Genomic DNA, 6110 nt, shown 5'->3' on the forward strand with positions numbered 1-6110 from the left:
CGCCGCGCCATGAAAGTGGGGGATAGCCATAGCGGTCTCAACCCCGGCCAACTCAACCCTAACCTAACGTGATGGTAGAGTTTAAATCCGGACCAGACGGAGGACCCTCATGACGACGAAGACCAGTGACAGCAGCACCATGCATATCGGTGAGCTGGCGGAACGGACGGGCCTTTCCCTGCGGACCATTCGGCATTACGACGAGGTCGGCCTCCTTCCTGCCACGGCGCGCACGGACGGTGGATTCCGGGTGTACTCGGAGGAAGATTTTGAGCGTCTGACAGTCATCAAGCAGATGAAGCCGCTGGGATTCTCACTCGAGGAGATGGCTGAAATTTTGAGCTTATTGTCGTCCCGGGATGGTGCAGACGTTGAACAATCGTCAGAGACGCTTGCGGGATACCTGGAAAAGGCCTCCGATCAGCGGGCGAAAATGGCGCGGAACCTGGCCCAGGCCGATGAGTTCATTCAAAAGCTCAGCAGTCAGGTCTGAAATCGTGCGTGCCGGGGTTGAGTGACTCCTCCGCCCGGCACGCACCAAACCTGAACCTAGCTGGATCAGGCGGGCCCATGTTGTTCGGCCATCGGTCCTGTTCGGCTCGAGTTCTTCCTGGCGGAATCCGTCGTTTCTCACACGATTCGCGAGACCATGAGAACCGAGGTTGGAGCAGATCGATTCTCATGAAACCAACAAGGTGAACCCAACTGAAGATAACCGCGGGCAATGGCGTGTAGAGCGTTCCAAATTGGAGGACTACATCCAGCGCATGTACGAGCAGGCGACCAGGAACCTGGAGAAGCTGCTCGAGCCGCAGGACGATGACGGCTAAGGAAGCCGGTGCTGAAGACCAGTGGCCGCCGGCCGGGTCGGGAGACGAGTGGCTGCTGTTCTACCTGCGCGGCTTGACCTTCGCCCAGGTAGCTAGGCTCTGTAGGGTGAATGCCGAAATGGTCCGGCACAGCATCCGACAACGTGAAGTTCTCGATCCGTCCATCCTCGGGCGGCGCTTGGTGCTGCACGACCGACCGAGGTACCGACCGTCCAGACACGGCCGCGCCGTTGCTTGGGAGAGGCGCTACACGGCGGTGTTCCGGTTGGTCGCCGAACAGGGCCGCCTCCCGAAACAACTCGGGAGCCCACATGAACGGGGTCTTCAAAGGTGGCTCTACAGCCAGCGGCTCAAGCGTGCCGCAGGGGAGCTGGATCCGCGGCAAGAGGAGTTACTGGACAGGCTGGGGGAGTGGCGGGGTCAATAACCACGTGTTGAAAAGGGCCCGACAGCGCACATTCAGTTGCCGGTGACACCAAGCCCCACATCTGACGTTCCTACCCTGGAGAATTCCGGCGTCGCCAGGTATGAGGTCTACATGGATATCCCCGTCGCTGCGATCGAAGGAGGCGAGATATTCGTGGAGAGATCCTTCAGCTCTGATGCGAGAGCCTACTGGGCCATCCAGTGATGCGTTACTCCCTGTGCAACTGTGGCTCTACAGAAGGGATTCAGACGGGGCTCGGCGAGCCAGTCGTCGGTCGCTGTCTGGATATCACAGGACGGCGTAGAGCGGCGCGACGTCCTTCCGAGGCAGGCGCGCACCCTGACGGTAGCGCGCATTTTCGGGCTGGAAGGGTCAGTGAGGCGTCGCATCAGCGTGAGACAATCGCCCCTACAGCATCAACACGGATGCCGGTCACCCGTCAGCGCCCGCGCGTGGGTATGTAACGCAAGTCCATCCGCATCTCCCGTGCGGTCGACGGAGGGGCCGCCATGCACGCTAAACCAACGCGCGATGGAGAGCGATAGATGAAGTTGACCCGCCTGCAAGTCCAGAATTACAGTCGGCTCCCCGATCTTGAGATCGAGATCAGGGACCACTTGGTGCTCGTCGGAGCGAACGATGTTGGGAAGTCCTCACTGCTTCGCTGCCTTGATCTCCTCCTCGGCGCGAGCACCGCACAGCTCTACTCGCACATCAGCCCAGACGACTTCCGTGACCGCGACCAGCCGCTCATTGTCGAGGCCGACATCACGAGCTTCAATGGTGACGACAAGGCGCTCTTCCCCGATGAAATCTCGATTCATCCGACTAGCGGTGAAATCCTGACGATCCGCCTCGCCGCAGCTATCGACTCGAATGAAACACTCACCGTCGAACGCGTAGCCCCTGGAGGAGGAACGGGCCGGCAACTATCCCGCGACCAATTGCTTGGCTTGGGCTGGAAGTTCCTGAGTGCGACTGCTCAGACCCGTGATCTCCGGGAGGACCGCAAGTCTGCCCTCGACGACATACTTCAAGCCGTCGTTCTCGGCACCGAACAGGCAACCTTCGACGCAATCACGACCTCGCTCGTCGACAACCTGAAGAGTTCCAAGGTGCTCACTGGGCTGCGAACCGATCTCGCTAACCAGCTCTCGCGCGCACTGCCAGAACGGATTGAGAAGGATGATCTTTCTTTCGTTCCGGGCTCAGCAGCCGACAACGACGTACTCAGCGACGTCCGCCTCCAGGTCAGCAAGGACGGCGCTCCACACAATCTCTCGGAGCAATCAGACGGTACTCGTGCCCTCTACGCCATCGCTCTCTACGACCTGATGAGCGTGGGCGCCAACATGGTCGGGATCGACGAACCGGAGATCCATCTCCACCCGACCAGCCAGCGCAGCCTTGCCCGCCTCCTTCAGGCCAACCCAAACCAGAAAGTCCTTGCAACGCACTCGGCAGACATCGTCGGCGCGTTCGATCCGGATTCCATCGTCGTCGTCCGCGCTGGCGGCATCGTGGTACAGCCGACAAGCGGATTTCTCTCATCTGACGAAAAGCTCAGTGTCCGCTGGTGGGTGCGCGACAAACTGGAGCCGCTGACTGCACGCCGCGTTGTGGCGGTCGAAGGTATCTCCGACCGCATCGTCCTCGAGCGTGTGGCAGACCTTACGGACCGCAACCTTGACCGGCTCGGTGTATCCATCATCGAAACCGGCGGCGCCGGGGACATGGGAGCAGTGGATAAGCTCTTCGGATCGACGGGATTCAAGATCCCCATCTCGATGCTTGTCGACGAAGACGCAGAGGTTGCGACTGCCGACAAGCTCGGAGTCGACGTCGCAGACCTAAACCAGCATTCCGTGTGGGTGTCCCGATTGGATCTCGAAGACGAGTACGTCGCAACGCTTGGAGCGGCTGTTGTCTGGCCTGCGCTGCAAGCATCCAGCCTATTCAGCCCGAATGAGCTGGCGAACTGCCTGCCAACGGGTCCTGGCGGTACATACCTCGACACGGATATTGCGAAATTCTGCCGGAGAAAGAAATACAAGGTGAAAGCCGCGATCGTCATCTCACCACTGCTTGACAACGTGACGGCTCCAAAGGTCTCCAGTGCCAACGACCTGCTGAGCGAGATCGCGGGCGTCTGACATGGTTACGCCGACACCAGCGCAGCTGCGAATCCGAGACCATGACCAGCTAAACCTCCTCGCGATCGCGCCCGCCGGATGCGGGAAAACTGAAGCTCTCGCCTTGCGCATCCAAGGACTCCTACAGCGCGGAGCCATCATCCCGCCACGGAAGATCCTCGTCACGACATTCTCCAACCGCGCGCGCGACAACATCCGAGAACGAATCCAGGTATACATCCCGCCCGCGCAGCTCCGCGACCGCGTCAGTATCTCGAACTTCCACGGCCTATCCGCCCGAATCGTCCGCGCACACGCCGCTGTCATCGGCGTCAACCCGGAAGCCACGCTGCCCGAGAACGACTGGGTTGGCGAGCAATGCCGGAGACGCGGACTCCAGTACAACGCCATCGGCATCGTCCAGGAACTGTTCCGCCAGATCAAGCAGGAACCCGTAGATGACACCGAGGTGGAGCGCCGCCTCGTCGACGCAGGCAATCAACATGCTCTTGAAATCGAGCGGCAGCGGAAACAAGAGAACCGGCTCACCTACGATGACTTGCCCCGGCTCGCGGAACTCATCCTCCAGAGCGACGGCGTCGCCGACCTCTACCGCAACCACTTCGCTGCCGTAGTCGTCGACGAGTTCCAGGACCTGACGCCACAGCAACTCCGGATCGTCAACCGCATTGGCGACCAGAGAACCACCTACGCCGGCGATCTCGCCCAGGGAATCTACGGCTTCGCCGGTGCGCGCCCAGCTGAGATCGACAAGGCGGTTCGCGCCGAGTGCACCGAAGTCATCGAGTTCTCAGACTCACACCGTTCCTCGCCAGCCGTCCTCAGCATGGTCAACTCGCTCGCCCCACGAACCGGCGGCCAGCAACTAAGCAGTGCCGTACCAGAATCTTGGCCCGGCGGAGGGCTCTCCGGCATCGTCACCTTCGCCACCGCAGCTGAAGAAGGGGACTGGGCAATGAAACTCTCGAAGGCCGTGCTAACAAGGGCGCCCAAGCAGCGGGTCGGCATCATTTCGCGTATTGCTTCACGACGACGCTTCGCCGACGAAGCCATCGCAGCAAGCGGAGTTCCACACCACCGCTGGGACGACGGAGTTCTCGACACCGACACCGCCAAAGTGATGAAAGCGATGCTTTCCCAGCTAAACACCAAGGAACTTGCCAAGGCATCCGACCCGCTCGAGTTTCTCCGAGCCGCCGCAAACCTCGAAAGCATTCAGGACCCGAGCGGACGCGAAGCGCTAGCAGGCGCCCTCACCTGGTGCCATGACCTCCTCGCTGAAGGCAACGACCCGGCCGAAATCAGGTCGAGAATCCGTGTGGGGGACAACAACACTCTCATCACGGTGCCCGGCGTCCACCTCCTCACTGGTCACGTCGGCAAGGGACAGCAGTTCGACTGGGTCATCGTCATCGGAGCTGAAGAGGGGTGCATCCCCGACTTTCGCGCCAAGACGCCAGAAGCCATCGCTGAAGAGGCACGAGTACTCTCCGTCATGATCTCTCGCGCGCGCCACGGCGCCATCGTCATGCGTGCGCAGTCTGTGCCCGCAGCATCGACCGGGGTCGCCTACTCCAAACAGGAGTCCCAGTTCCTGACACCCCTCCGTGACTCCAGTCCCCTTGACTCGGCCGGAATCGTCAAGTGGGTCAATGCAACTGACTGGACCTCTATCGCAGCTCGGTGACGGCCCCGATGTGCAGTCCCGCGTGCTGCCAGTGGACCACGACGTGGCCGCAGACCAACACGATGTCCCACTGCCGCCGGGACGCCTGCACCGAGGTCGCGGTTTCGATGAGGCTGACCACGTGCTCGACAGCAGATGCGGTCAGAGGCGGCATAGTTCGATTCATCTGTCTATCTATGACGCCCCAGCACGGACACAGGACGGCGCCGCTGCTCCGCCGCTCCCGCACCCCAACGGCTAAACTGAGACCACACCGGGGTGTACTTGCCATTCCTCGCTGAGGCCCCCGAATATCAGCGCCGCATCCTCGATGCTCTGCGGGAACCGCTGGAGAGCGGGGAACTGGTCCTGCACCGTGCAGCCGGCACGGCCACCTATCCCGCACGCTTCCAGTTGGTGCTTGCCGCCAATCCTTGCCCCTGCGGACAGTCGACCGGTAAAGGCATGGACTGCACCTGTTCTGCCCAGCAGCGCAGACGCTACTTCGGCAGGATGTCCGCGCCGCTCCTTGACCGGGTCGACCTGCAGTTGGAAATGCACAGGGTCAGTCTCCATGACTTCTCCGGTTCAGCCACCGCTGACTCAAGTGCGGCGATCGCATCGAGGGTGGCAGATGCCCGGGCGGCGCAGGAGAACCGCCTATGCGCGTGGAATTTGTCCACAAATGCAGAGGTGCCGGCAGCCCTGCTGCACAACGAACTCAGGCTCAGCCGTAAGGCAACCGTGTCTGTGGACAAAGGGATTGAAACGGGAGCTATCACCAAGCGCGGCTATGACCGGGTTCTCCGGGTGGCGTGGTCTATCGGTGATCTCGCGGGGCGGACCATGCCCAACAGTGATGACGTCACAACGGCGCTTCTCTTCCGCACTCAGGAGGAAGCAGTATGAATGGATGGACGGAGGAGCAGATTTCCCGGGCGGGTCTGGCCCGTCTGTTCGAAGCTTCGGATAACGTCGGGTTTGGCTTGGTAGCGGCTGCCGGGCCTGTCGAAGCGTACCGGATCGCCACCGGC

At 61.3% G+C, this 6110-nt stretch carries 6 protein-coding genes; 5 read left to right on the top strand and 1 reads right to left on the bottom strand.

Annotation, left to right across the window (positions count from 1 at the left end; translation table 11 throughout):
- The first annotated feature begins 109 nt into the window (after window positions 1-109).
- The 4 genes from X803_RS0109825 (at window position 110) to X803_RS0109850 (ending at window position 5097) form a co-directional block, all read left to right on the top strand.
- Window positions 110-493 (top strand): helix-turn-helix domain-containing protein, encoded by a 384-nt coding sequence (locus X803_RS0109825; protein WP_026545009.1) that lies wholly within the window; start codon window positions 110-112, stop codon window positions 491-493.
- A gap of 202 nt (window positions 494-695) precedes the next feature.
- Window positions 696-830 carry a hypothetical protein gene (locus X803_RS22950; protein ID WP_275450942.1) on the top strand — a complete coding sequence of 45 codons (135 nt, stop codon included), beginning with the start codon at window positions 696-698 and terminating at the stop codon, window positions 828-830.
- A 972-nt stretch (window positions 831-1802) separates the two neighbouring features.
- On the top strand, window positions 1803-3410 hold the full coding sequence (locus tag X803_RS0109845) for an ATP-dependent nuclease (RefSeq protein ID WP_026545011.1): 1608 nt from the start codon (window positions 1803-1805) through the stop codon (window positions 3408-3410).
- Between the two features lies 1 nt (window position 3411).
- Window positions 3412-5097, top strand: coding sequence for a UvrD-helicase domain-containing protein (locus tag X803_RS0109850; protein ID WP_026545012.1), 1686 nt, complete (start codon window positions 3412-3414; stop codon window positions 5095-5097).
- On the opposite strand, the gene X803_RS21875 is transcribed toward X803_RS0109850, so the two are convergent.
- Window positions 5081-5251, bottom strand: coding sequence for a hypothetical protein (locus X803_RS21875; RefSeq protein WP_156930037.1), 171 nt, complete (start codon window positions 5249-5251; stop codon window positions 5081-5083). The two genes, X803_RS0109850 and X803_RS21875, sit on opposite strands and share 17 nt — an antisense overlap.
- 104 nt (window positions 5252-5355) lie before the next feature.
- On the opposite strand from X803_RS21875, the gene X803_RS19050 reads away from it, so the two are divergent.
- Complete coding sequence (locus X803_RS19050; protein WP_051470634.1) at window positions 5356-5985, top strand: ATP-binding protein; 630 nt, start codon at window positions 5356-5358, stop codon at window positions 5983-5985.
- Window positions 5986-6110: the final 125 nt, after the last annotated feature.

This window comes from Arthrobacter sp. 35/47 (assembly GCF_000520475.1).
In the GTDB taxonomy this organism is placed as follows: Bacteria; Actinomycetota; Actinomycetes; order Actinomycetales; family Micrococcaceae; genus Arthrobacter_D; species Arthrobacter_D subterraneus.